A 23,936-nucleotide genomic window follows, 5' to 3' on the forward strand; every position below is an offset into this window, starting at 1 on the left:
CGTTGTTACTCGGCGGATAAGTTGCCGGATGATATCAGCTAAGGGGATTGGGCCGTTCACCCGTGCCGAGTACGGGGCGCACCGGGTTGGCTGGCGGCCCAGGTCTGTTCGGCAGTTCTGGTCCTTGCCGTCGATCACGCAGGCCCAGGTGATGATGTCGCGACCTTGGGTGTTGAAGGTGACAAAGAGGGCCCCATGTCCCGGTCGGGGCAGATGGCCTGTGGCGTGACACTGTGCCGCACTGGCGCAATCGCAGGCTGTGGTCTTTGCTGTTTCGGGCCCGCTGGCGGGAGTGCTGGCGGGAGTTGCAGCGCGCCTTGCCAAGGGCGTGCATCCGCCCCCTGAAACAAGGGGAAAGCGCGGATCGTGATCATTGTCTCGACCAAGGAGGTCAGGTTGAAAAGAAAAATGCTGGCGGCGTCGTTGCTGCTGTGGATGTTCTCGCTGACAGCGCAGGCGGACTGCGCGGTGCTCGGGCCTGGGGAAGATCCCTGTGCCGGTCCGGTGCTCGGCCCGACGGTCTGCGAGTGCCCTTGATGACTGTCCGTGCCCTCGCCAGGGCACATGGACGATTGGATGACTGACCAGGAGGTCGCAAATGAAGAAAGTATTGTTGGCGGTATTGCTGCTGTGGGGTTTCTCCCTGACTGCCCAGGCCTCGTGCCCGGTGTTCGGCCCATCCAAGGATCCGTGCAGCGGTCCGGTATTCGGTCCATCGACCTGCGAATGCCCTTGAGATAGTGGCTACGGCAGGCCCGGCGCCGATCGGGTCTGCCTGCTCAGCTGGTAGACCGGCAGGTGCCGAAGCATCTCCGACAAGTGCTTTACAAGTGGGCAATCAATTGCTGGTGATAGCCACTTTCCTCGCTCGGGGCCGGGTAGCGGCTTTCATCGATCAGCGAGCGCAACTGCTGTGAGTGGCTGGATTGCCTGAAGGCGACCTGGCATTCGGCAGCGTCGAAAAACCCTCGCAGCAATGGCAGGGCCAGAGGCAGCAGCGCAGGCTCTATCTTCAACGAGACGCTGACGATATCCAGTTGGTCGGTGGGGTCTCGGTACAGATCGATGACCAACAGGCTCTGACTCCCAGTACTCGGATAGACATGCACATCACCCGTACCGACCGGGGTGTCATCGAAGTAGCGGGTGTATAGCTGGCCAATGTCGAGGGCGATGCCCAGGGTACTCAATGCTGCCGCCAGGTCGGCGTTGGGCAGGTGCCGGTCTTCGACCCAGGTGACGAAGTCGGGCATTGAGACGCAGATGTCGAACTCATTGGCGCAGATGATGGGCGTCACTGGAAAACCTTCCTGGTGGTGGAGGGCGGCTAGCCTACCACCTGGGCATGCAGCCTATGCAAACACCGCTTACGTGCGGCCTCCCGTTGCTGAACGATCGAGCGAAGCCGCTCAAGGTGTGGCGCGCAGCCACGGTTGTCCTGTAGTTTTCACCGGGGTCGGCGACAGTCTGCAACCCAGCCGGCCAGGCGCGGACGTTGGGAGTTCCGTGCATCTCAATCCAAGGAAAGTGGCCCCAGATGACTCAGCTCATTGATTTCAAATCCATCGTTGCAGCGGCGCAACGGATTGATGGATCGGTAACTCGCACGCCGACGGTCAACAGTTTGGTGCTCAGCGACAAGGCGCGGCGGCCGGTGTTTCTCAAGCTGGAAAACATGCAGGTCGGGGGTTCGTTCAAGGCCCGTGGCGTACTCAACAAGTTTTCGGCGTTTGCCGAGAATCTCGGCGACAACCATTTCGTTGCCGTCAGCGGCGGCAATTTCGGGATTGCCATCGGCGAGGCGGCCAGGAGCTTTGGCGCCAAGGTCACGGTCATCATGCCCGAGAGCGCGCCTTCCTCATCGGTCGAGCGAATTCGCGCCAGTGGCAGTTCGGTGCTGATCGAAAAAGACGTTCATGGCGCATTTGCCCGGGCCAAGGCGCTTGAGGAAGAGGGCTATGTGGTTATCGACGATTGCGCCGACACCCTGATCGCCGAGGGGCATGGAACCCTGGCCCTTGAGTTCATTGCCGACTGCCCGTCCCTGACCGACGTATTCGTCGCGGTGGGTGGCGGGGCGATGCTGGCGGGAGTGGCCACGGCGTTGAAGGCGATCAAGCCCGAGATCCGTGTCTGGGGTGTCGAGACCGCCGGCGCAAGCTCCATGCATCAGGCGTTGCAGGCAGGCAAACCGGTGGACGTGGACATCAGTTCTGTCGTCTCGACCCTGGGTGTTCCCATCATCGATGAGCTGATGTTTGCCCACGCTCGTCACTATCTGGAAGACGTGGTCGTGGTTTCTGACCATGACGCGATCAAGGGCATGGTTTGCTTCGCCCAGGACGCCAGGCAATGGGTTGAACTGGCTTGCGGAGCGCTGGTTCCGGCCATGCTGGCCACTGCGCCGACGCTGCCTGAGGACGCGGTCATCGGTCTGGTGGTCTGTGGCGGCAACATATCCCTGCAAGACATGACGAAGTGGGCTGCCTACGCGGGAATATCCTGAGCCTCCCCCAAGTATTTTTCCTTGCATCAGGAGCGGCGTTTCGGGCCATTTATGGCCCGTCGGGCCGATCCTGTGGCGTCAAGCTCATCCCGGCCAAAGAACTGAAAGCACAGAAGCATGGACAACCGAACCGACATGCAGCGCGTGATCGTTGCCTTCTTGTTCATCATCGTGGCGTTAGGCGGCATCGCCTTCGTGGGCTGTTTGGCTGTGCCCGCAGGGTCCTTCCCGGGCCTTGGTGCAGTCCTGGCGATCATGGCGCTGGGGATCACCTGCCTGCTGTGCTACCCGCTGGTCTTCGCTTATTGGCTGGTCAGCGGCAGGACAACTGGAATGCGCGACCTGTTGATTCTTCATAGCGTGGTGTCAGCAGGCTTTGTCATCTGGTACCTGATGATGGTATTCGGCTGAAGGGCGAGGGTGTCCCGACAGTGTGCCGGGGCTCTCCCCGCGTCGCGCTGTGGCGCCGAGAGGATGGCCAGAGCGGCCATCCACCACTGGTGACGAATCAGCAAAGGCTGTCGGTGGCACTGAGCATGGGCAGCGCCGGCAGGCTCGTGTCGCGAATGGCCGCTTCGAGCTTGTCCTGATAGAGGCTCAGGATGGAGTAGTCGAGTTTCTGGGTGATGCTGGCGCCGCCTGCGCAATTTTGCAGCAGCTCCTCCAGCGCGCCGGCCACCAGGTCGGCGGTGACTTGCAGGACATTCAAGCCAAACGGGCTATCGACAATGACCAGACTCGTTAAATCGTACATACAACCTCTGCGGTCACTGTGATCAACAATAATGGCTATGAGCCATCACTATTTTAACTAAACCGCCGCCGGGCTGTCACTGTGCGAGCGCGGTGGCGGCGGTTTTTGTGCGGTGAATTTCCTGCACCCGGAGGCCGCTGTGTGTACCATTCGGGCCCGCGTAACAATCAGGTTCGATCGGCATGCTGATACTGACAAAGGGCAACCACCAGGGCCTGAGGATAGGGCCGCGCTGGCCGTCCTCAAGGGTCATGGTGGACCACCGGGCCTTTGCACAACTACTTGAGGTTCAGTCCAGGCTGCCGTGCTCTGTGCAACTGCTGGTGACCCGTGGTTACGAGCACAAAAGCAGCTACCTGGGCGCTTTCAGGAGCCTGTCACGCTGGCTGGGCATCCGCCTGTTCTGCTGGTGTTATCCGCAACGCAAGCAGGAACTTGAGGACATCTTCGGCTCCAACGGCCACGATGTGGATGGCGCTCATGTCGATGTGTCGATCGTCCTCGACGGCAAGCGCTTGCGTTTCCTGCCACTGGGCGTCTTCACTTCGCCGGCGCGCCAGAACCGGCGCCAGGCGCGTTACGCGGCGGTGGTTGATGAAGTCAAGGAAACCCTGAGGCAATGTGGCTTCGAGATCCACCGCAACCCTACGGAAAGCCTGCAGATCCATTGCGACTACAAGGCTTGAGCGTGTTCAGTGCCGCCTCGGCCATGCAGCGCCGAGGGCGCTTGCCGATGCAATTAATAAGGATGTTACGTGTTGCGAAGTCTGTTGTTGCTGGTCCTGGCCCTGGGGCTCAATGGGTGCACGGCCTTGATTGCCCGTACCACTCCCTACACCTGTCCCTATATCGGCGTGCGCATAGACTGGGCCCTGGCGAAGGAAAACAACGGAGTGCTCTGGCCATTGCTGGCGCTGGATGCACCGTTTTCCGGCGTGGTGGATACGCTGATGTTTCCTTTTGAGCATCAGTACAGCTGCTCGCTTTGATACGTGAGGGCAGACAGTGTGCCGCTGTGAATGGGGAGCCGCTACTGTGTGAAAGCGCTTTGCCAACTGATCTGCGGGCTCCTTCGAGGTGCAATGCCGTCTACATTGGAGTGTGACAGAAGCCTTCTGAAGAGCATTGATATGCACAAGTCCAATCGGCTGGTTACCACTCTTGCCTGTCTTTTCCTGATCACGGCTTCTCCTCTGGTCTTGGCCGACCCGGGCGGTGGTAAGGGCCAGGGCCATTCCAGGTCTGACTCCGCCGATGAACACGGGCACGGCAACCAGAACGGACACGGCAAAGGTAAAAAGTCCGCGTCCGAGGATTGGCAGCACGGCCCCAGCATCGATCGTGGCGGTGTCGTGGGTATTCTCGGCGGGCATCGTGATTATTGGAGTCCTGGCCCGGCATTGCCTCCCGGCATCCAGAAGAACCTGGCCCGTGGCAAGCCTCTTCCTCCGGGAATCGCCAAGAAACTCGACAGCCGGCTGCTTGGCCAACTGCCTCGCTACGACGGTTACGAATGGCGACAGGCCGGAACAGACCTGATCCTGGTGGCCATTGCCAGCGGGATCATCTACGAAGTGCTGAATGACGTCTTGAACTGAGGAAGGCTGTCGAGGTTTCAGCCCATCGCGGCTGCAACCTCGACATGGGGCCCGCCGGTTCGACGGTTATTCCCAGCGCTTGAACAGCACGCTGGCATTGACCCCGCCAAAACCGAATCCATTGGACAAGGCGTATTGCATGGCCACCTGACGTGCCTGGCCGCTGACCAGGTCAAGTCCCGCAGCGTCGTGGTCGGGGGTTTCCAGGTTGAGCGTGGCCGGGGCGATCTGGTCGCGCAAGGCGAGAATGGTAAAGATCGCCTCGATCCCGCCGGCCGCGCCCAGCAAATGGCCAGTGGCGGATTTGGTGGCGCTGATGGCCGGGCCACGGCCGCTGCCAAATACGCTCCTGATCGCTGCCAGCTCGCCTTTGTCGCCCACGGGGGTGGAAGTGGCATGGGCATTCAGGTGCTGTACCTGGGCAGGCTGGACGCCGGCCTGACTCAGTGCCTGCTGCATGGCGCGCCGGGCGCCGTCGCCATCTTCCGGACCGGCAGTCATGTGGTAGGCGTCGGCGCTGGTGCCATAGCCCACCAGTTCGGCGATGGGTTGCGCGCCTCGGGCCAGGGCATGCTCCAGCTCCTCGATGACCAGCAGACCGGCGCCTTCGCCCATGACAAACCCGTCCCGGGCCTGATCGAAGGGGCGTGAGGCACGCTCCGGCGTGTCGTTGTAATCGCTGGACAAGGCACGTGCAGCGGCGAAGCCGGCCAGGCTGACCTGGTGAATCGCCGCTTCCGCTCCGCCACAGACGGCGATATCGATTTCTCCGGCGCGGATCATTCGTGCCGCGTCACCGATGGCCTGCACCCCGGCGGCGCAGGCAGTGACAGGCGCTCCCAGCGGTCCCTTGAGGCCGTGGCGGATCGAAACGTGGCCGGCGGCCATATTGCTCAGGAATGATGGAATGGTGAACGGCGACAGACGCCGCGGGCCTTTGCTGTCGCTGGTGCGCACGGCATCGGCAATGGCCGGGAAGCCTCCGACTCCCGAGGCAATGATGGTGGCGGTCCGTTCCTGGGCGGCGGCGTTATCGGGTTTCCACTGCGCCTGGGCCAGGGCTTCTTCCGCCGCGGCCAGGGCAAAGAGAATGAAGCGGTCCATCTTGCGCTGTTCCTTGGGCGTCAGCAGACGGTCCGGATCGAAGCCGGCCTGCGGATCCTGCAGCGAGTCGGGCACCTGGCCGCCAATGGTGGTGGACAGGCCCTGGATGAACTCCTCCGGCAGTTGACGGATGCCGGACTGCCCCGCCAGCAGGCGTTGCCAGACTTGCTCGACGCCACAGCCCAGGGGAGTGATTGCGCCCATGCCGGTGACTACGATGCGTTTACTCATACGGGTCCTGCTCCTTCGCTTGTTTGGGGGAACAACGAAACGTGGACGATACTATCATCATGAAAGTAACATTCGAATCCACAAAAACCGAGGTGCACTGCAGGAGCCCGTCATGCAACGAAAAAGTCTGATCGAAGCCGAATGTCCGATCGCCAGGAGCCTGGAGCGGGTTGGCGAGTGGTGGAGCATCTTGATCATGCGCGACGCGCTGCATGGCTTGAGGCGTTTCGACGAGTTCTCCCGCAGCCTGGACATTGCCCCGAACATGCTGACCCGGCGCCTGAACGCCCTGGTGGAGGCCGGGTTGCTGGAGCGCCGCGCCTACAGCGAGCGGCCCTTGCGCCATGAATATGTGCCGACCGCCAAGGGCGAGGACTTTCGCGTGGTGTTGCTGGCGTTCGTGGCATGGGGCAACCGCCACTTCGCTCCCGAAGGCGAGAGCGTGCAACTGATCGAGCGTGAAAGCGGACGACCTGTGCACCCGGTCATGGCGGATAGGGTCGACGGGCATCTGGTGGCGTTGCAGGATTGCACCGTGCAAGCCGGGCCCGCCGCCAGTGCCAGCATGCGCCAGCGCTTTGCGTCTATGACGGATTGAGCGCGCCGGGGGCGGGCTGATTCTGCGCCGCGCCCGCCTCAGCTTGGGGCGCCGGTTGCTGAGACTCGATGGCCGGCATGGGACCGCTCGCGGCAGGGTTCGGGCTCGTGGGGATCAGTTTGCCGACCACGTAGCCGCTGTGGCTGATCAGGGCCAGCAACAGCAGGGTGGTGTGCAGTTTCGGCAAGTCCTGCAGAACCCAGTAGCCGGACCCCAGGCTATGACCGACGGCTGCCCCATACACCAGGATCACCACCAGGGTGATCAGCAGCATCTGCAGGCGCGGCAGGTCGACGATGGTGCCGTTGCTCACGTCTTCACCGCGAATCAGATCGGCCAGTCGCGCATCCTGCGGATTACCCTTCATCAACACCTGGCCATTGGCCGATGGCATGGAAGCGAGGTTCTGGCTGTCGAGCAACTGCTGGCCGGTGCTGGCCAGCGCTCCGCTGTCGGTAGGTTGCTCGGCTTTACGGCTCAGGGCCATGGGCGCGCTGACAAAACTGGCCAGGCTGAACCCCATCAACGTGATCAGGTTGTAGTCCAGATCCACCATCAGCGCCGTGGTGGCATCGCCGCGGACAATGTTCGCGATGTACACCGTGTACAAGGTGGCCAGCACCAGCAGGGTCCACAGGCTCATCTGCAGACGCGACAGCGAGTAGCGATTGCGCTCGTCTATCAGTACCCCGAGGACGCGTCCGCGAATGCGCAGGCCGGCCAGCACGAACAGCGCGGCCAGGCCCAGCAGGCAGCAGCCCCAGGCGCCCAGTCGAGGCCAGTCGAGGTGGGGGGCAAACGGCGGGTAGGTGGTGGGGCGGGTATGACCGAGGAGGATCACCGCGGGGACGATGGCCGCCAGCAGCACGGCCAGGGTACGCAGCAGATAAGCATGAGCTTTCACGGTGGCAGGCCCTCTCCCTGTGTGGGCGGCTCATGTCCTGGTCTGCGTGAGCCGCTTTTGTACGGGCGGTGGGGCTTTTGGCGAGCGTCCCGGCGCCTGCTCTTGGGTATAGCGAATCCTGGTGCGGGCGACCGGCCGTTGGTCGGGTGCCGGGGGCGTCAGCGAGGAGGTTGCCCGCGGCGCCAGCTCGGGTGGAAGTGGCGCCAGTGAGGGTCCTGGGCCGCTGCCAGTAGCTCGTGGTCACCCCGGGTATCGCCCCAGGCCCGGACACGGTATTGGCTCAATGGGCCGTAGACGCTTTCCAGGCGCAGTACCTTGTTCTGGCAACGGCAATTGCCACCTGTGATATGCCCGGTCAGCACGCCGTCGACCACCTCCAGTTCGGTGCCGATCAGTTGGACCCCCAGGCGCGTGGCAAAAGGTTGCAGGACCAGGGCCGGCGAGGCCGAGCACAGGGTCACCCGCGCACCGGAGCGCAGTTCGTCGGCCACTGCCTGCAGACCGTTTGGACGCATCAGCCGGCTCCAGGATCGCCGGCAGAACGCTTCGGCCTGTTGTTGCACCCATGTCGCCTCGACACCGGTCAGAAAGGTGCGGATCAGTTGCGCCTTGAGCTGGTCGCGGTCCATCCGCCGGGCCAGATACTCCAGACTGGGCAAGGCCAGTCTGAGTATTTGCCGGTTGAAGCGCTGCTTGCCGAAGGCAAACCGCAGGAAGGGCACGAAGCTGTCATGGCGGGTGAGGGTGCCGTCAAAGTCGAATACCGAGAGCACCTGGGCGGCATCGGCGTCCACGGCCAGGGTGTCCAGGGTGGGCGCAGGCGTTTGACCGTCTGCCGTCGAGGGAATCATGGGCGTGGGCGCAGGGGAGTGGGGCGGCATGCTGTTCTCGGTGGTTGGGGCGGCCTGTTGGTGGGGCCGCCGGGAGTGCCAGGGTTGGCAGCAGTTTACGCCTTGCTGCCGGCCGGGTGCGGATCGCCGGTGATTCACCAGCGCAGCATGGGGAGGGGCTTCCAGGGGCGAGTCAGGCATTGCTTGGCGGACAATTGAACCAGCCGCAGATGAAAGCCCGCGTCAGGAAACGCCGAAAAGACCTGCCGCCGTGCGTCCCGCGGGATGCCGAAACTGATCAGCCCCAGGGAGACATCGATCCAGTCGGCCCGCCGGAAGCTCTCCACCAGGCTGCCTGGATGCGCCGTGGCGGCACCGATCTTGTGGTGCAGTTCGATCATCGCCAGCACTTCGCTTTTCCATTCGGGCCTGGCGATTTCATCCAGATGGGCCTCGGCCAGCTGTAGTGAGGGAGGCAGGTAGTCAAAGGTGCTGGCGGTCCAGATCCCCAGGTCGTGGAAGGCGCCGGCGATGGCCAGTTTTTCCAACTGCTGGGCGTTGGCGTCGATCAGCAGATTGCAGAAGTTGATGACTCGGTACACATGGTTGCGATAGCCGATGAAGTCCTTGCCCAGCGCCGGGCGATGGCGCTGGAGCAGTTCATCCAGAGGTTGCAGGCGGGTCAGAAGCATTGCCTCTTCCTTGTAGGACCGTCGCCTGAACGCGGTCGTCAATGTCCGGATAACCGTGTTAGTTCGCAGTGGCGGCGCGGCTGCGCGCTCTTTCAACCATGGCCACGATGGTGGCGCGCAGTTCTTCCTGGGCGTGTTCGGGGCTGATTTCTCCCAGCGCCGCCGCGTGAGAGAGCGCTTCGGCGGCACCGAGCATTGCCCGCAAGCCGGCCGTGGTCAGCCTGGCACCGGCGGCGAAGGGCTCCAGGTTGGCGCGGCATTTTTCCAAAAATAGCCGTTGGTAGTCGCGCTTGATGGCCTCCAGTTCCGGTGAGCTGGCCAGGGCCGCGATGACCCCCGGTATTTCCCGGCCCTGCAGCAGCACGCACTCCACATAAGAGCTGGCGATGACCGCGGCGCGGGCGGCCAGGGTCGGTTCGCAGGCTTCCAGGGCCTGATCCATCAGCGCGGTCTGGCGCTGGTCGAAATCCTCATAGAGCGTCGCCAGGAGCACTGCGCGGGTGGCGAAATGATCGTAGACCACCGGCTTGGTGACCTCGGCCTGTTCCGCCAGGTGGCCCAACGTCAGGGCTTCGGTGCCGTGCTCGCGGACAATTTGCCAGGCCACGGCCATCAACTGTTGCAGGCGCTGTTCCCGGGACAGGCGGCGTCGCGGTACCGAGGCCGGGGCGGATTTCTGGCGGCTTGACATGCTTATATACCAAAGGTAACTTAAAAGACGTAACTTACTAAAAGTATATAGATCCCGGTTCATCCTGCGCAATCCGTCCTTTGGAGTACTCGTCATGCACGCTCTCATCGTGGTCGCTCATCACGACCCCAAGTCCCTGACCCACAGTCTCGCGCGGAAGATTGCCGAGGGGCTGGGGCGCTCTTGCGAACATTCCTGCGAGATTGCCGATCTGTGGGCTGAAGGATTTGACCCGCGTTTCACCGCCGCCGATATCGCGGTGCATCGCACTCAGCTGCCGCCTCCTGCGGATGTGCTCGCCGAACAGGCGCGTATCGACCGTGCCGACGCACTGGTGCTGGTCTATCCGGTGTACTGGTGGTCCATGCCGGCGTTGCTCAAGGGGTGGATCGATCGGGTTTTCGCCAATGGCTGGGCCTTCGATTTTCGAGCTGACGCCAAACTGGTGAAGAAACTCGGGCAGTTGCAGGTGCACCTGTTGGGTGTGGCTGGGGCCGATGCCGGTACCTATGAGCGGCATGGTTATCGGCAGGCGATGCAGACCCAGATCGATCACGGCATCTTCGACTACTGCGGAGCCCGAGTGCTGAGCTCGCAATTGCTCTTTGATTCTGAGGGCGGCGAGGTGATCCCGGCTCTGGAACAGGCGCACGCGCTCGGACAGGCACTGTTCAGCGTCAGCCAGGCAAGCGAGTCGGCGTGAAGGTGAAAGGCGGCGTGGGAGGGGCAATGCAGGGGACGTGGTCGATGGGATTGAGGTCTTCAGCCCCAGCAGCACCAGGCAAAGGTGGTCAGGCAGAGCACCAGGGGCAGGGCGTCGAGAAAGTCATTCATACCAGCGCACACCATTGAGAACGGTGCCGGCAATTTATGATGGGCAGGCACGTCTGTCTGTTGCGATTCTGTGAATTTTCAGCGCACTTTTGTTTAAGCCTGGGGGCGCTTGCGCGGAGTCGCCTTTCACCAGGAAAAAGCATTGGAGAGCGGGCCTGAAAAAACCAAAGACTCAAAAAAAGTGTGGATATTTAATGACTTAGGTGATTATATTTGCGTTTTTTTTCTCAAAATATCTTGTTACAGAATGTACTGTTCCGTTACTATAGCCCTGCGTTCACCTACCACGGTTTATGCATTTTTAGTCCCAAGTGTCCATCAGCTACTTGGGCTTTTTTTTGCCTGAAATTTGACCTCGCCGCCCATTGTCACGGCACATTTCCTTTGCCGGACTGACAGTCGGGCCCCTTGCAGGGCCCGTTGGTCGAACATCAGGCCGCGGGGTGCAGGACGATATGCAGTCCTTCATCCGCCTGCGGAGGCACGAAGTAGCGGCAGATCAACGCGAACTGCTCCTCGCTGGTGCTGAAGGGGTGGTCGCCCCGCTCGTTGCGCTCACGCAGCCGGGTGCGACAGGTGTCTTCGTCCACCTCCAGAAAGTGCAATCGATGGGCGACTCCGGCCCGATCCGCCAGGGCCCGCAATCCGGCGCGCTGGGCAAGGGTGTTGGCCGGAAAATCCAGTACGACATCGGTTCCAGCCTGGAGCATGGCGATCACCAGCGGCTCCAGCACGTCTTTCAGGCGTTGGGCATGCTGCAGATAGTCCGCGAGCGAGTGAATCTGGCCTGGATACAGCCGTGCCAGCCACTGGTCTTCGCTGATCAATACACTGCCGCTAGCCTGTGCCAGATGACTGGCCAAGGTGGATTTGCCCGAGGCGATCTTGCCGCATAACAGGTGCAGCGTGGCGGGGGACGATGAGTTCATGTTGTGTCTCCTGGGGGGGGCGTGCCTCAGAAGAGCGGTCATGAACCCGCCTTCGAGGCGGGTTGGTTGCGGTTTGGACAGCCGCTAGCCCACCTGGCTGATGCAGGTGGTAATAATCGCGGTGCGCCGATGCCAAAGATTCCGGTTCATGGGCTGGAACTTACACAGTGGAGGGCCGAAAACCTAGAAAATATTCGTGCACATCCATCGATGACTGCAGGCTCGGTGGCAGGTGGCAATAGCATCGAGGAACTGTGAGTCAGTTATCATTTCTTGTGTGTTTTTCGACACACACGCTCAGATGCTGACCTATCCTCAACGGGAAAAACTCACCCCATCTCACACAGGCGAGACAGCCATGCTCTCCACCAGCGAGCTTTGTCACATACTGGAGTCCGGCTTTCTCCCCCTTTCCTGCACCTGCAGCCTGGCTGCCAATGGCGCCCTGACCATCAAGATCTACGATGCCGAAACGGGGCGAGTGGACCTGTTGCTACCCGGGGTTTCCACCGCGGGACTCACCAGCGTGCGAGACATTTCCAATCTGATCGGCGAGTTGCGCACCGAACTGCGGGCCGGGCGCAGGGCCTTTGCCGGTGGTTTCACCCATCATGCCGGCTGAATCCGCGCAGCCAGTGATTGCTGACAGTTGAACATGTTATTGAGAACGCATAGCGTTATGCCGTTCGCCCGGTATCTATGACTCTTTACCGGTTCATGGATGGCGAGGTCATGTGTACTGGGCGAACTCCATTGGTCAATCGGCGAGTTTTATCGGCGCCAAGGCCATGTTTCCTCCCCCCTGCCTTGTTCGCCGCATCGGACGCAGTGTCCGGGATATCCCATTTGCCAGCCATCGCAGGCACCACTGGATTGATTCGATATCAAGGACGGCCTTCATGAACGTCGGCAATACGCGCCCTGGTAATTACACCTGCGCCCAACTGTCCAAAGTGTTGGAACTCAATCGTGGCGTTGCGCAAGTCAAGGGTGCTGAAGTTCGCGATACGCCAGTGGTAAAGCAAGTATTTTCCACCCAACTGGAGCGCCAACAGGCCGCAACCAAGGACGAAGCGCTCAAGCTCAAGTTATCGCTGAGTTTTTCGGCCGAGGCCTGACCCTTGATTGCCCAGCCACGCCCCGTGCGCTCATCCGCGCAGCCCGACGCCCGCTTCAAATGCGCTGCCGCTTGATGATAAGTCGTTAAAAATCAGTTGGTTAGCTATGGATGCCATGTTAGTCTTGCCGCCGCCGACGCGGGGGCCGAGCTGCATGGCGGTCTTGTTGTCGGCAAATGAACGGATGCTGTAGATCCCTGATTTAGCGTGCTTTTTCACTGGGTTTTAGTGAGCGCAGAAGCGTTTTTTTTGCAGACTCCGTTCTTGCTTCACCTGGGCTGGATGTATATATTCCTCTCCCTGCTTCAAGCACTGGACGGGCTGATGCCTATTTACAGCTCCAGTGCCGCGTGATCGCGCTACCGCCCGAATGGCGAAACTGGTAGACGCATGGGACTTAAAATCCCCCGCTCGTAAGGGCGTGCCGGTTCGATTCCGGCTTCGGGCACCATCTATTTCAAGGGCTTGCATAACGTATGTTATGCAAGCCCTTAGTTATTTTTTCCGCAATCAAAAAACTTTTCCGTAATTCGCTTATTTCGTCGGCGTAACTTTGGCTCCGCGACGCCTGCGAATGTACTGCTCTGTCATGCTCACAGTGGTGTGTCCAAGTTGGTCGCGCGTCTCGCGAATGCTCCCTGTAGATTCTTCTTTGTCCGTGGCCGCATTGGCCAGCAGGTCTCGCATTTGGAACTCTGACTTCAAAATTTCGGCGGCTTCGCGAGCGTCGTCAAACCGCGTTCGCAGCATGCTCTTTGTCATAGGCTGTCCATCCTCCATCACTACAAGCCGAGTAGATCTCACTCTGTAGCCCGCTTTCCTGGCCGCAACCGGCGCGGTCTTTCCTCGTTCCCATAGATATTGCCGCACATGTTGCGGCTCAATATCCTCGAGCGGTGCCGGTGGGTCATTGAAGAAATCGAGTAGGTTTTTCAGCTCGCGCTGGTTGGACTTTTCTGGACCAGTCCTGTCGGAGTGTGACCAGTCCGCTGAGTTTTACAACTCAGCTGGCTTGGGCCGTGACGGTTTTGTTGAACTTAGGTAACTTGGCATTTTCCCTTCACGGATGACGGATTCATGCCAAGAACGAATCGTATTGCAAAAAATGCCCTGAGCATCTCGCTGCTGGGCCTACTAGTCACTAGCACATTGGCCTTGGCGGAAACTCAAAAGGTGACCGATCTGTTACGCAGTGGCTATGAGATCAAAGCCGCCTACCAGTCGCCAGCAAGAGTCGGCACGGTTCACTTTCTAATCTTGCAAAAAGGCTCGTCTGCGTTCCAATGTATGAGCTACGGCTCCGAATTAAGGCCGAAATTCTACGACTATTCCAACACCTACTCTTGCGCAGAAGTTCAGGATCTGATTCCCGTCCAGCCTAACCTTGGGCAATGAACCAACAGTGCATTTACGGTTACTGGACCAAAGCGTGGTGCTCGGCGCTGGCAGTCCGGGATGAACGCTTGCAACGTACTGGCTTTCTGATCGCTGAACAGGTGCAGCCACCCGGTTGTTGCTGCGATCAAGAACGACGAGCGCGCACTGTGAAGCAAGTGCCTGGTCAAACCACTCGCGGAAAACGGGTGCCTGATAGCGCATTGGGCTTGGATGCTGGGCCCAAACCAAGGGATCGGATGCGACGTTGTACAGCGACTCGAAGTCTGTGGCCAGCAGCGGGCGTAGTTCTAGCGACTCACCCACAATTGACCGTGGCACGGGTAGCGATTTCATCATTTGTCCTTTGGGTTGGACGGTGGTTGTTCCTTCCACCGTCATCAGGCCGTGGGACATGAGAATAGGCGGCCCGCAGTTGAGTGCGGTACTGAGTGATCGGCTTTGATAGGTAGAGGGCGCGCTGTCCTGGGCTGAAGTGGCGCGGCACTGGCAAAAGACCAACATTGATCAGCGTGGAGCAGGGCAATGACGCGTGAGCAGGTCCGCGTCGGCCCTGGGGCAAGGGGGCGGCCTTCAGGGCAACGTTGCGATGGCCAGGGCCAACTGTTGATCGGTCATGTGCGGCTGGCCGTAGGCCGAGTGGTAGTAGCGCACGGCTTGTTCAAATTGGGCGCCGCGAATCTGGCCATCCGAGCCGATGAATGCGAGCGCGTCGGCCTTGGCCGATTTCATGCTTCCCGGGCCGTAGACCGTTAGCGCAGTGGTTCCGCTAACAGTCAGGAGGGGGGCGACCGTCGTGATGAACATCGCTTTTTCGACGGGATCATTATTCTCGTGGGCTACCACTGAAGTGCTGGCCAATGCCAGCAAAACCACTGCCAGTGTTTTCGTTGAATCCATTCCCGATCGCTTCCTGCCATCTGGTTGAAGGGCGCAACCATAACAGGGAAAAGGGTGGGCGGGTACGAGAAGCCCGGCGCTGGACCGGGCCCGGAGGGGAGGCCGGCCAGCGCCCCGCCGTTGTTCACCGCATCACCACTCGCGGGCTTGAACATGGGCTCCATCTGTTGCGCTTGATGATTTTTGGCGTTGGCGAAGGCGCTGCGCCACTGGAGCCACGCGAAGGCTTCGGGCGCCTTTACCTGGACAACGACAGCGGTACGCCCCAGATGGGATCCTCCATGCCTTGCTTGCCCAGCGGCGTGATCTGCATGGGCTGGAGCCTGGACAAAAGGTGCCGGTGCTTCTCGCTCAGGCTGCGTTGCTCAATGAGATTCTGGGCAAAGCTCATCGGCGCCGGCCAGGTGTAGATGGTCAGGTTGTCGAGCGGACACTCGATCTTCCGCGGATCGACCGCCCGGCACTTGGACTGTTGGTACTTGTAGCCAGGGGTCTTCAGGTGCATGCGCGGGGCCAGCAGCAATTGCCCGCCTTGCAGGGTGAAGCTGGCGAGCGCCTTGTCCACCGGCAAGCGCGCCTGGACCTTGATCGCGGGAACGTCGCGCGAGTCGGTTTGTTGGTAATAGCCGGCCGGTGCGCCCGCGGTCGTCTGGGTATATTGCTGTTCACCCCAGCTCACGCAGGCTCCCGACGCCCTGAGCACGGCGGTACAGACCGTCTCGGTCTTGGTCTCGCTGCCGTAGGTGGCGTCCTTCCAGACCTCTTCTCGGTAGTACTCGCGATACAGCTCGGGGGACAGGTACGCCGTGCCGTTGGCGCCACGGCCGGAACCGGGCGGGCCGCTGCGGGCGCCGATCTGGTCGAGCAAGCCGCGGATCTGGTAGTCATCGCCGCCGGTCAGCAGGTATTTGCCGGGCGGCAGGATGTGCACTTCGAAGGCCTTGAACAGATAGGTTTCACCGGGTTTTCGCTGCAGTGCGTTGGTCTGGAACTTGCGGCCGAAGGTCACCTTTGGATCCTTCTCGTATTCCCAGATCGCCGTCGGCGTCCATTGCGTCATGGTCAGTGCATCGCTCAGCGACTTGTGTGGCATCACGTCGGCCACCAGCACCACCGCCATGTTCGCCTTGAGCGCTGCGTCCACCTGGTCCAACAGCTGCGCGTAGCGCGGATCGTCCATGCTGCCGTAGGCGCCCGAATCGAGATCGGACATGCAGCCGGAGAGGGAAAGGGTAAGCAGCAACGCGGCGGGGAGGGCAAAACGCGGCCGGAACAGTCTCATGTATCAATCCTTGATAAGCGTTGGCATGGGGGGCTGGAGCGGAAATATTACTGCGTTGAGGGACGAGCACAATATTCAGCAGCGTTTATCGGACAGCATGCAAACGTGCTGGAAAACGGCGCCAACTGCTGCAGACGTTGCACCCCGAGCGCGGATATCCACCGCGCCGCGCAGGCAATCGGCGGGGCGGGGGACTAGGACGACAAGGCCACAGACTCAATGGCGTGCTTGGCCTGGGCGATGCTGAAGGCGCCCGGCAAGCTGGCGCCGTTCTTGGCGGCAAGGATCTCGGCCATCACGCTGACGGCGATTTCCGCAGGTGTCTTGCTGCCGATGTAGATGCCGATCGGTCCGTGCAGGCGCTCGAGTGAGGCCGGGGTTTCACCAAAATGCTCGATCAGGCGTTCGCGGCGCAGTTGGCTGTTGCGCCGCGAGCCGATGGCGCCGATGTAGAACGCCGGGCCGTGGAGGGCTTCGAGGAGTGCGAGATCGTCGAGTTTGGGGTCATGGCTCAAGGCGACGATGCAGGTTCTCAGGTCGACGGCAAAGTCGCGGACCACGTCGTCGGGCATGCCGATGATGCGCTCCACGCCCTGTACCGCCCAGGTTTCGATGTATTCCGGACGAGGGTCGCAAACCGCGACCCTGAAGCCGTTGAACAAGGCCATGGTGGCCAGATACTCGGCCAGCGCGCCGGCGCCGATCATCAGCAGCCGATACGCCGGCCCCAGGGTATTGAACATCTGCCGGCCGTCGAAACTGAACTGCTCGGGTGTCGCCGTGGCGGTCAGCGTCACCTCATTGCTGGCCAGAGTCAGGCCCCGACGTATCAGGCGTCCGCTGTCGAGCGCAGCGAGCAGTTCATCCAGCGATGACCTCGACGGGTTGAATTCGAGAACCAGCTGCAGGGTGCCGCCGCAGGGCAAGCCGAAGCGATGGGCGTCGTCGGCGCTGACGCCATACTGCACCACCTCAGGCACGCCGTCCTTGAGCCCGGCGCCGCCATGGACGGTGCAATAGCGATGGATCAAGTCGTCCTCGATGCAGCCGCCGGACACGCTGCCTACCACCCGCCCATCCCCACGCAAGGCCATCATCGACCCCACCGGGCGCGGTGAGGAGCCCCAGGTGCGTGCCACCGTGACCAGCAACACCGGTTCCGCGGCGGCGCGCCAGTCTCGTGCGGTGCGCAGGACTTGCAAGTCGATGCTTTCCATCCGGCTCTCCTCTAGCGCATGTGCAGGATGATCGGGCTACTGCTGGCCGGATCGGTGTGCCGACGCAACTGGCTCACTGCCTGGGCCTGGACGGCGCTGCCGTGATTGCCCCAGGCGCTGCGCACGAAGGTCAGGACCTCGGCGATCTGCTGAACCGACAACTGTTCACGCAAGGCCGGCATGCGATAGGCGTCCGGCACTCCCGCGGCCACGACACGCTGCGAAGCGTTCAGGGTGATGTTGATCGCCGAGGCGCTTTCCCCGGCCAGGGCAGAGGTCGCCCCCGCCAGCGGCGGTATCCATTCGGCTTGCCCCTTGCCGTCCGGGCCGTGGCACGAGGCGCAGTGTGTCAGGTAGGTGTGGGCGCCAGGAGCGTCCAGCGCCGTCGCGGTCGACAGCTCTTGATACTGCCAGGGCGTGCCGTCGCGCTGGCGATCCCCGGGCAGCGACTTGAGGTAACGGGCAATGGCCATCAGGTCCTGATCGGTCATGAACTGCGTGGAATTGTTGAACGCTTCGGTCATCGAGCCATAGACCACTGCGTGCTCATTGCGGCCGGTCTTGAGGAACTGCACGATCTGCGCTTCGCTCCAGCGGCCCAGGCCCGTGTTGTGGTCGCCACGCAGGCTTGGCGCATACCAGCCATCGAGCAAGGCGCCGGCGAGAAACGGCGCTGCGGACTCATCCAGCGCCTTTTCATTGAACGCCAGGCCCCGAGGCGTATGACAACTGCCGCAATGTCCGGGGCCCTGGACGAGGTAAGCGCCGCGGTTCCACACATCGTCCTGCTTCGTTTTGGCCACGTAGGGCTCAGCGTCGACGAACACCGCGTTCCACAGTGCAATCGGCCAGCGCAGGTTCAGCGGCCAGGGAATGGCGCTGGGAATGTTCGCCTGTCTGACCGGCGCCACGCCCTTCATGAAGAACGCGTACAGCGCCCGCACGTCGTCGTCGCTGAGCTTGGCGTAGGACGGATAGGGCATCGCCGGGTACAAACGGCGGGCGCCGGGTGCCACGCCGTGGCGCAGCGCCCGGTCGAAGTCCGCCAGGCTGTAGTGGCCGATGCCGGTTTCGGTGTCCGGCGTGATATTGGTCGCATGGATCGCGCCCAGCGGCGTGGCCATTTCCAGGCCACCGGCGAACGGCGCGCCGCCCGGCACGCTGTGGCAAGCCACGCAATCGCTGAGCCTGGCGACGTATTCGCCGCGGGCGACCAGCGCCGGGTCGAGCTCGGCCGCAGTGATCGGGTGGCTGGCAAGAGGCGAGGCGGGCTGGCGAGTGACGTACCAGGCCAGCAGGCCGGCCACGACCAGGCATGACACCGTCAGCCAGCCAGCGGTTCTTGCGAATCGGCGGTTATTCATGGACGCTCCGGCGCTGATCAGGTGAAGGTGTGTCGGCTCATGGGCAGGCTGCGGACCCGCTGCCCGGTCAGTGCCGCCACCGCGTTCGCGACGGCCGGCGCAACCGCGGGCAACGGCGGTTCGCCGATACCGCCCATCTTTTCCCCGCTCTCGACGACTCGCACGTGCACCCGAGCCATCCGCGCAGGCGGCAGGATCGGATACAAGTCGTAGTTGCGAGCCCGAGGCTTGCCATCGACCCACACCGATTCTTCCACCAGGGTCTGCGACAGCCCCAGCGCCACGGCGCCGTTGACTTGAGCCTCGACAATCGCCGGGTTGACGATGCTGCCGGGGTCGATCGCCTGCCAGATGTCGTGCACCTTGACCTGCCCGTTCTCGATGGAGACTTCGGCGATCACCGCGGTCTGGGTGCCGAACGGCGACGCCATGGCCACGCCCCGCGCCCGCCGGGTGCCGTCCTCGGCGGTAAAGGGCCCGCGCTTCCAGCCCCCCGACAGTTCACCCACCGCCTGCAGCAGGGTGGTCAGGCGCTGGTTGTCGCGCAGCAAATGCAGGCGCAGTTCGAAGGGGTCCTTGCCACCCTTGTCAGCCAGCTCGTCAAGAAAGGCTTCGTAGAAGAAGTCGTTGAGGGAGTTACCCACCGAACGCCAGTAACCCAACATGGCCGGGCCCTTGACGTAGATCTGCGCTATCCGCTTGTGGGGGATCGCGTAGGACTTGCCCGACAAGCCTTCCAGCGCCGTGGGGTCGAGCTTCTCACCTTGGCGGCCGGCGAGGGCCTCGGTCGGCCCCTCGGTGGCGCTGATGGCTTCGATTGCCAGGGGCCAGCCGTCGTTATCCAGCGCGGCGCGGAAATTCACCGCCGCCACCGGACGCAGCACGTCACGCAGGAACTCTTCCTCCCGACTCCAGATCAGTTTCACCGGACGGCCAACCGCCTTGGACAGCTCGATCGCCTGGGGATAGGGGCTGGCTGAGTCGTAGAGGAAATGCCGCCCGAAGAATCCCCCCAGCAATGGCGAATGCAAGGTGATGCGCGACGGATCCAGCCCGGTGCGCTTGGCGATGTCCGCCAGGAACATGTCCGGCGCTTGGTTCGGCAGCCAGACCTCCAGCGAACCGTCGGGGTTGAATCTGGCCAGGGCAGAAGGCGGTTCCAGCTGCCCGTGGTTCAGGTATTGGTTGTGGTAGGTGGCGTCGATCCGGGTCTTGGCGGCGGCCAGAATCGAAGCCACGTCGCCCTGGTTTTCGTCGTCCCGGGCCGGGCCCTTTTCACTGGCAAGGCGCTGGATCCAGCCGTCGCTGGAAAAGTCCTTGGGCATCGGCCGCACCTTGCTGTCGGCCGATGGCTCCAGCCAGTCGACCTGAATCGCTTCCACCGCGCGCCTGGCGTGCCACCAGCGCTCGGCGACCACCGCCACGGCGCCCGGCAGACGATGCACGGAGTGCACGCCTTTCATCGCTTTGACCTGCTCTTCGTTGCGCAGGCCGCCCACGGTCATGCCCAGGCGGGGGGCATGCTGAACGGCGGCATGCAGCATGCCGTCGACCTGCAGATCGATGCTGTAGAGCGCCTTGCCCGTGGACTTGTCATAGGCATCGACGCGCTTGACCGGCTTGCCGATCCAGCGGAACCGGCTCGGGTCGCGCAGTTGCACCGAGGCAGGATCGGGAACCGGCAGGTCCATCGCCCGCTCGGCCAGTTCACCGTAGGTCAGCGAGCGGCCCGACGCGGCATGCAGCACCTTGCCAGGCTCGGTGCTCAACTCGCTCACCGCCACCCCCAACTGCAATGCACCCGCCTGCAGCAGCATGGCGCGGGCCAGGGCACCGAGGCGGCGCATCACCGGGTAACTCATGCGCACCGACATGCTGCCGCCGGTGATGCGCATGCCGTTGTCCATGACCACATAGGCCTCGCCGGGTGGCGCCGCCTCCACCAGGAAGCTCGCCGGATCGGCGTCCAATTCTTCACCGACGATCTGCGCCATCGCGGTGAACGTACCCTGGCCGCCTTCCATGAACGGGCACAGCAGGCGCACGCGGTTGTCCGGGCGGATTTCCAGAAACGCCGGAACCTGGGTGCCGCGCGCGGCAGTTGCCGCCGCTTGCACTCGGGGCGACCCCAGCGGCAGGCCGAACCCCAGCACCAGCGCGCCGACGGCGGTGCCGGTCAAAAAGCGTCTGCGCGACAGATTGACCGGATCCTGCAGGGCCAGCGCCGCTGCCTGGAGGGAAGGATCGATAGCGGGCTTCATGCCGGGGTCCTCCTGCCGGCCAGCTCACGCATGGCGGCATGAATGGCGTTGTAGGTTCCGCAGCGGCACAGATTGACCATCGCCGCCTGGATCTGCGCGTCGCTCGGCTCGGGGTTCTGCTTGAGCAGCGCCGTGGCCGCCATCACCTGTCCGGACTGGCAGTAGCCGCACTGGGCGACCTGCAGGTCGACCCAGGTGGCGACGACCCGCTTGCCCACGGCATCGGCTTCGATGGCCTCGATGGTGGTGACCTCGCGGCCGACCACCCCGGCCACCGGCGTCACGCACGAACGCACCACATTGCCGTCCACCAGCACAGAACAGGCGCCGCACTGCGCCAGCCCGCAACCGTACTTGGTGCCGGTCAGGCCCAGATCATCGCGGATCACCCACAGCAAGGGCGTATCGGCGTCGGCGTCGACCTGATAGGTCTTCTGGTTGATTCTCAGTTCCATGGCTCACCCGCTGGATCATCGGTTGAAGGTCATTGTTGTAGGGGCTGGCACGCAGCGAGGCGCATCAGCGGTATAACCGGCGCTCGGCTCAATGTGCCGCGTTGTCGAGCGCTTGTGCGGCAACGGGCTGTCCACGCAGCAGCCCGATGTCACGACTGGGTGCGGCGCCGAACAGGCGGCCATATTCGCGGCTGAACTGCGAGGGACTTTCATAGCCGACGGCGAACGCCGCCCGCGAAACGTCCAGGCGCTCCATCAACATTAGTCGACGGGCCTCGTTCAGCCGCAGCCACTTCTGGTAGCGCAGCGGACTCATGCCGGTGAGCTGACGGAAATGATGGTGAAAGGTCGGGGCGCTCATCTGGACCCGCGCCGCCAGTTCATCGATGCGCAGCGCTGCGGTGTAGTTGACCTTGAGCCAGTCGATGGCTTTGGCAATGCGGTAGCCCTGGCCATCGACGGCGGTGATCTGCCGCAGCCGTGATCCCTGGTCGGTATTGAGCAGCCGATAGTGGATCTCCCGCAGAATCAGCGGCGCCAGCACCGGGATCGCCTCGGGTTCATCGAGCAAGGCCAGCAGGCGACCGAGGGCACCCTCCAGGGGCGGCGACATCTGGCCAATGCCCGCACCAGCCGCCGCAGCCGGCTGGCGGTTTGCCGGCAAACCGCCCTGGGTGATGATCTCGGCGAGCAGGCTGACATCCAGCTTCAGCACCAGCCCGACGCAGGGTTGCCGGGGGCTGGCAAGCAGCACTTCGGAGTTGGCCGGCAGGTCCAGTGAGGTGACCAGAAACCGGGAAGGGTCGTAGCTGTAGCCCGCACCACCGACCCACAAACGTTTTTCCCCACGCCCCACCAGCACCAGGCTCGGCTCGATCATGCACACGGCAGGGGGCGCCGGCTGGTCGCGACGAAACAGCGACAGGCCGGGGATGGCGGTGGCGACGTCTCCGGGGGCGTTCACGCGCGGGTCGATGTGCAGCGCCAGAGGCGATTCGTGGCGCGGGGCGGTGTGGATCATGTCGGCTGGCTCCTGTTGAGCGAACTCTAATCCGCTCATCAGAGGTTTCCTATCCAGCTGCCTGCATCCTCATAGGATTAGGCAAGCATTCAAGCGGAATGCACTAGGGCAGGGGCGGATCGACCGGGAAAAATGTGCCGAACTGTCAAAGGAGAGCCTCCATGCAAGTCTTCGCTTATGGCGCCCACGCGGGCGACAAACCGCTTGAACCGCTGCGCATCACCCGTCGCGATCCCGGCCCGGACGATGTGCTGATCGAGATTGCCTATTGCGGCATCTGCCACTCCGACCTGCACCAGGTGCGCGGCGAATGGGCCGGGACCCGCTTTCCTTGCGTGCCCGGCCACGAGATCGTCGGCCGGGTCGCCGCGGTAGGTCAGAAGGTCACCGGCTTCGCCCCGGGTGACCGGGTGGGAGTGGGCTGCATTGTCGACAGCTGCAAGCATTGCCAGGAGTGCGCCGAGGGCCTGGAGAACTACTGCGACGGGATGATTGGCACCTACAACTTTGCCACGCCCGATGCGCCGGGCTGGACACTCGGTGGCTACTCCCAGGCGATCGTCGTGCACCAGCGCTACGTGCTCCGCATTCGCCACCCCGAGGCGCAGTTGGCGGCCGTCGCGCCGCTGCTGTGTGCCGGCATCACCACCTGGTCGCCGCTGCGTCACTGGAAGGCCGGGCCCGGGAAGAAAGTCGGCGTGGTGGGCATCGGCGGCCTGGGCCACATGGGCATCAAGCTGGCCCACGCGCTGGGCGCGCAGGTGGTGGCTTTCACCACGTCGGAGTCCAAGCGTGAGGCGGCCAGACGCCTCGGTGCCGATGAAGTGGTGATCTCAAGCGATGCCGGGCAAATGGCCGCGCACCTGCAAAGCTTCGACCTGATCATCAACACCGTTGCTGCGCCCCACGACCTGGATGCCCTGCTGGTGCTGCTCAAGCGCGATGGCGTGATGACCCTGGTGGGAGCGCCGGCCTCGCCGCACCCGGCGCCCAACGTGTTCAACCTGATCATGAAGCGCCGCACCCTGGCCGGATCGATGATCGGCGGCATTGCGCAAACCCAGGAGATGCTCGACTTCTGCGCCGAGCACGGCATCGTTTCGGACATCGAGCTGATCGCCGCGCAGCACATCAATCAGGCCTACGAGCGGATGCTCCGGGGCGACGTCAAATACCGTTTCGTGATCGACAACGCGACGCTGGCGAAGTGAAAGACCCCGCCGTTGGGGCGCAATCGACCGCGGCTGCGAGC

29 protein-coding genes, 1 tRNA gene and 1 pseudogene are annotated in these 23,936 nt (G+C 62.6%); 14 read left to right on the forward strand and 17 right to left on the reverse strand.

Annotated features, from left to right (window positions below; genetic code table 11):
- Positions 1-396: 396 nt before the first annotated feature.
- The gene (locus L1O02_RS13665; RefSeq protein ID WP_003083582.1) at positions 397-537 is read left to right on the forward strand and encodes a hypothetical protein; all 141 of its coding nucleotides are present in this window, start codon (positions 397-399) and stop codon (positions 535-537) included.
- Between the two features lie 61 nt (positions 538-598).
- Positions 599-736: a hypothetical protein gene (locus L1O02_RS13670; RefSeq protein ID WP_016966878.1), complete on the forward strand. Its 138-nt coding sequence runs from the start codon at positions 599-601 to the stop codon at positions 734-736.
- An 88-nt stretch (positions 737-824) separates the two neighbouring features.
- Here L1O02_RS13670 and L1O02_RS13675 read toward each other — a convergent pair whose 3' ends face one another.
- Positions 825-1,298, reverse strand: coding sequence for a hypothetical protein (locus tag L1O02_RS13675; RefSeq protein WP_060839717.1), 474 nt, complete (start codon positions 1,296-1,298; stop codon positions 825-827).
- Positions 1,299-1,537: 239 nt separating this feature from the next.
- Here L1O02_RS13675 and L1O02_RS13680 point away from each other — a divergent pair, with 239 nt between their 5' ends.
- Together L1O02_RS13680 and L1O02_RS13685 are read left to right on the forward strand one after the other, a co-directional pair.
- Positions 1,538-2,506: a pyridoxal-phosphate dependent enzyme gene (locus L1O02_RS13680; protein WP_060839716.1), complete on the forward strand. Its 969-nt coding sequence runs from the start codon at positions 1,538-1,540 to the stop codon at positions 2,504-2,506.
- 117 nt (positions 2,507-2,623) lie between these two features.
- Positions 2,624-2,917 carry a hypothetical protein gene (locus L1O02_RS13685; protein WP_235760079.1) on the forward strand — a complete coding sequence of 98 codons (294 nt, stop codon included), beginning with the start codon at positions 2,624-2,626 and terminating at the stop codon, positions 2,915-2,917.
- A 97-nt stretch (positions 2,918-3,014) separates the two neighbouring features.
- On the opposite strand, the gene L1O02_RS13690 is transcribed toward L1O02_RS13685, so the two are convergent.
- Complete coding sequence (locus tag L1O02_RS13690) at positions 3,015-3,260, reverse strand: hypothetical protein (RefSeq protein WP_060839714.1); 246 nt, start codon at positions 3,258-3,260, stop codon at positions 3,015-3,017.
- A gap of 182 nt (positions 3,261-3,442) precedes the next feature.
- On the opposite strand from L1O02_RS13690, the gene L1O02_RS13695 reads away from it, so the two are divergent.
- The 3 genes from L1O02_RS13695 (at position 3,443) to L1O02_RS13705 (ending at position 4,858) form a co-directional block, all read left to right on the forward strand.
- A complete protein-coding gene (locus L1O02_RS13695; protein WP_235760080.1) occupies positions 3,443-3,946 on the forward strand; it encodes a hypothetical protein in 504 nt (167 codons plus the stop codon).
- A gap of 69 nt (positions 3,947-4,015) precedes the next feature.
- Positions 4,016-4,249, forward strand: a complete 234-nt coding sequence (locus L1O02_RS13700; protein WP_235760081.1) for a YceK/YidQ family lipoprotein — start codon at positions 4,016-4,018, stop codon at positions 4,247-4,249.
- Positions 4,250-4,390: 141 nt separating this feature from the next.
- Positions 4,391-4,858, forward strand: a complete 468-nt coding sequence (locus L1O02_RS13705) for an anti-virulence regulator CigR family protein (RefSeq protein ID WP_060843862.1) — start codon at positions 4,391-4,393, stop codon at positions 4,856-4,858.
- A gap of 66 nt (positions 4,859-4,924) precedes the next feature.
- Here L1O02_RS13705 and fabF read toward each other — a convergent pair whose 3' ends face one another.
- Positions 4,925-6,193 carry a beta-ketoacyl-ACP synthase II gene (gene fabF / locus L1O02_RS13710; protein WP_235760082.1) on the reverse strand — a complete coding sequence of 423 codons (1,269 nt, stop codon included), beginning with the start codon at positions 6,191-6,193 and terminating at the stop codon, positions 4,925-4,927.
- A 112-nt stretch (positions 6,194-6,305) separates the two neighbouring features.
- Here fabF and L1O02_RS13715 point away from each other — a divergent pair, with 112 nt between their 5' ends.
- Positions 6,306-6,791: a helix-turn-helix domain-containing protein gene (locus L1O02_RS13715; protein ID WP_060839709.1), complete on the forward strand. Its 486-nt coding sequence runs from the start codon at positions 6,306-6,308 to the stop codon at positions 6,789-6,791.
- On the opposite strand, the gene L1O02_RS13720 is transcribed toward L1O02_RS13715, so the two are convergent.
- From L1O02_RS13720 to L1O02_RS13735, 4 genes are all read right to left on the reverse strand, one after another.
- A complete protein-coding gene (locus L1O02_RS13720) occupies positions 6,778-7,695 on the reverse strand; it encodes a hypothetical protein (protein WP_060839708.1) in 918 nt (305 codons plus the stop codon). The genes L1O02_RS13715 and L1O02_RS13720 overlap by 14 nt on opposite strands.
- Positions 7,696-7,853: 158 nt before the next feature.
- A complete protein-coding gene (locus L1O02_RS13725; protein WP_082729265.1) occupies positions 7,854-8,546 on the reverse strand; it encodes an HAD family hydrolase in 693 nt (230 codons plus the stop codon).
- A gap of 134 nt (positions 8,547-8,680) precedes the next feature.
- The gene (locus L1O02_RS13730) at positions 8,681-9,217 is read right to left on the reverse strand and encodes a hypothetical protein (RefSeq protein ID WP_060843859.1); all 537 of its coding nucleotides are present in this window, start codon (positions 9,215-9,217) and stop codon (positions 8,681-8,683) included.
- Positions 9,218-9,275: 58 nt separating this feature from the next.
- Positions 9,276-9,908: a TetR/AcrR family transcriptional regulator gene (locus L1O02_RS13735; RefSeq protein ID WP_108545473.1), complete on the reverse strand. Its 633-nt coding sequence runs from the start codon at positions 9,906-9,908 to the stop codon at positions 9,276-9,278.
- Positions 9,909-10,002: 94 nt separating this feature from the next.
- On the opposite strand from L1O02_RS13735, the gene L1O02_RS13740 reads away from it, so the two are divergent.
- Entirely contained in the window at positions 10,003-10,611 is a 609-nt protein-coding gene (locus L1O02_RS13740; protein WP_235760083.1) for an NAD(P)H-dependent oxidoreductase, read from the forward strand.
- A 562-nt stretch (positions 10,612-11,173) separates the two neighbouring features.
- Here L1O02_RS13740 and L1O02_RS13745 read toward each other — a convergent pair.
- On the reverse strand, positions 11,174-11,671 hold the full coding sequence (locus L1O02_RS13745; RefSeq protein ID WP_235760084.1) for an ATP-binding protein: 498 nt from the start codon (positions 11,669-11,671) through the stop codon (positions 11,174-11,176).
- A 358-nt stretch (positions 11,672-12,029) separates the two neighbouring features.
- Between L1O02_RS13745 and L1O02_RS13750 the strand changes: the two genes are divergently transcribed.
- Both L1O02_RS13750 and L1O02_RS13755 read left to right on the forward strand, forming a co-directional pair.
- Positions 12,030-12,293, forward strand: a complete 264-nt coding sequence (locus tag L1O02_RS13750; protein WP_060843856.1) for a DUF1652 domain-containing protein — start codon at positions 12,030-12,032, stop codon at positions 12,291-12,293.
- Positions 12,294-12,570: 277 nt separating this feature from the next.
- The gene (locus L1O02_RS13755) at positions 12,571-12,789 is read left to right on the forward strand and encodes a hypothetical protein (RefSeq protein WP_235760085.1); all 219 of its coding nucleotides are present in this window, start codon (positions 12,571-12,573) and stop codon (positions 12,787-12,789) included.
- 30 nt (positions 12,790-12,819) lie between these two features.
- On the opposite strand, the gene L1O02_RS13760 is transcribed toward L1O02_RS13755, so the two are convergent.
- The gene (locus tag L1O02_RS13760; RefSeq protein ID WP_235760086.1) at positions 12,820-13,008 is read right to left on the reverse strand and encodes a hypothetical protein; all 189 of its coding nucleotides are present in this window, start codon (positions 13,006-13,008) and stop codon (positions 12,820-12,822) included.
- A gap of 145 nt (positions 13,009-13,153) precedes the next feature.
- Between L1O02_RS13760 and L1O02_RS13765 the strand changes: the two genes are divergently transcribed.
- A tRNA-Leu gene (locus L1O02_RS13765) sits at positions 13,154-13,240 on the forward strand.
- Positions 13,241-13,323: 83 nt separating this feature from the next.
- On the opposite strand, the pseudogene L1O02_RS13770 reads toward L1O02_RS13765, so the two are convergent.
- Positions 13,324-13,746 (reverse strand): annotated as a pseudogene (locus L1O02_RS13770) (hypothetical protein); the annotation flags it as partial.
- Positions 13,747-13,866: 120 nt separating this feature from the next.
- On the opposite strand from L1O02_RS13770, the gene L1O02_RS13775 reads away from it, so the two are divergent.
- Positions 13,867-14,184 carry a hypothetical protein gene (locus L1O02_RS13775; protein ID WP_060839628.1) on the forward strand — a complete coding sequence of 106 codons (318 nt, stop codon included), beginning with the start codon at positions 13,867-13,869 and terminating at the stop codon, positions 14,182-14,184.
- A gap of 573 nt (positions 14,185-14,757) precedes the next feature.
- Here the strand turns inward: L1O02_RS13775 and L1O02_RS13780 are convergent.
- The 7 genes from L1O02_RS13780 to L1O02_RS13810 all read right to left on the reverse strand — a co-directional run bounded on the left by L1O02_RS13780 (position 14,758) and on the right by L1O02_RS13810 (position 22,684).
- Complete coding sequence (locus L1O02_RS13780; RefSeq protein WP_060839627.1) at positions 14,758-15,084, reverse strand: DUF2388 domain-containing protein; 327 nt, start codon at positions 15,082-15,084, stop codon at positions 14,758-14,760.
- Positions 15,085-15,322: 238 nt separating this feature from the next.
- Complete coding sequence (locus L1O02_RS13785; protein WP_235760087.1) at positions 15,323-16,366, reverse strand: hypothetical protein; 1,044 nt, start codon at positions 16,364-16,366, stop codon at positions 15,323-15,325.
- A 194-nt stretch (positions 16,367-16,560) separates the two neighbouring features.
- Positions 16,561-17,583 carry an XdhC family protein gene (locus L1O02_RS13790; protein ID WP_235760088.1) on the reverse strand — a complete coding sequence of 341 codons (1,023 nt, stop codon included), beginning with the start codon at positions 17,581-17,583 and terminating at the stop codon, positions 16,561-16,563.
- Positions 17,584-17,594: 11 nt separating this feature from the next.
- On the reverse strand, positions 17,595-18,947 hold the full coding sequence (locus L1O02_RS13795; protein WP_235760089.1) for a cytochrome c: 1,353 nt from the start codon (positions 18,945-18,947) through the stop codon (positions 17,595-17,597).
- 17 nt (positions 18,948-18,964) lie between these two features.
- Positions 18,965-21,208: a molybdopterin cofactor-binding domain-containing protein gene (locus L1O02_RS13800; protein WP_060843819.1), complete on the reverse strand. Its 2,244-nt coding sequence runs from the start codon at positions 21,206-21,208 to the stop codon at positions 18,965-18,967.
- Positions 21,205-21,663: a (2Fe-2S)-binding protein gene (locus L1O02_RS13805; RefSeq protein ID WP_235760090.1), complete on the reverse strand. Its 459-nt coding sequence runs from the start codon at positions 21,661-21,663 to the stop codon at positions 21,205-21,207. The genes L1O02_RS13800 and L1O02_RS13805 overlap by 4 nt, the downstream gene beginning before the upstream one ends.
- A gap of 88 nt (positions 21,664-21,751) precedes the next feature.
- Positions 21,752-22,684 carry an AraC family transcriptional regulator gene (locus tag L1O02_RS13810; RefSeq protein WP_235760245.1) on the reverse strand — a complete coding sequence of 311 codons (933 nt, stop codon included), beginning with the start codon at positions 22,682-22,684 and terminating at the stop codon, positions 21,752-21,754.
- Positions 22,685-22,845: 161 nt separating this feature from the next.
- Here L1O02_RS13810 and L1O02_RS13815 point away from each other — a divergent pair, with 161 nt between their 5' ends.
- Positions 22,846-23,895, forward strand: a complete 1,050-nt coding sequence (locus L1O02_RS13815) for an NAD(P)-dependent alcohol dehydrogenase (RefSeq protein ID WP_129405628.1) — start codon at positions 22,846-22,848, stop codon at positions 23,893-23,895.
- The last annotated feature ends 41 nt before the right edge of the window (positions 23,896-23,936 follow it).

The organism is Pseudomonas sp. BC42, assembly GCF_021560055.1.
In the GTDB taxonomy this organism is placed as follows: domain Bacteria; phylum Pseudomonadota; class Gammaproteobacteria; order Pseudomonadales; family Pseudomonadaceae; genus Aquipseudomonas.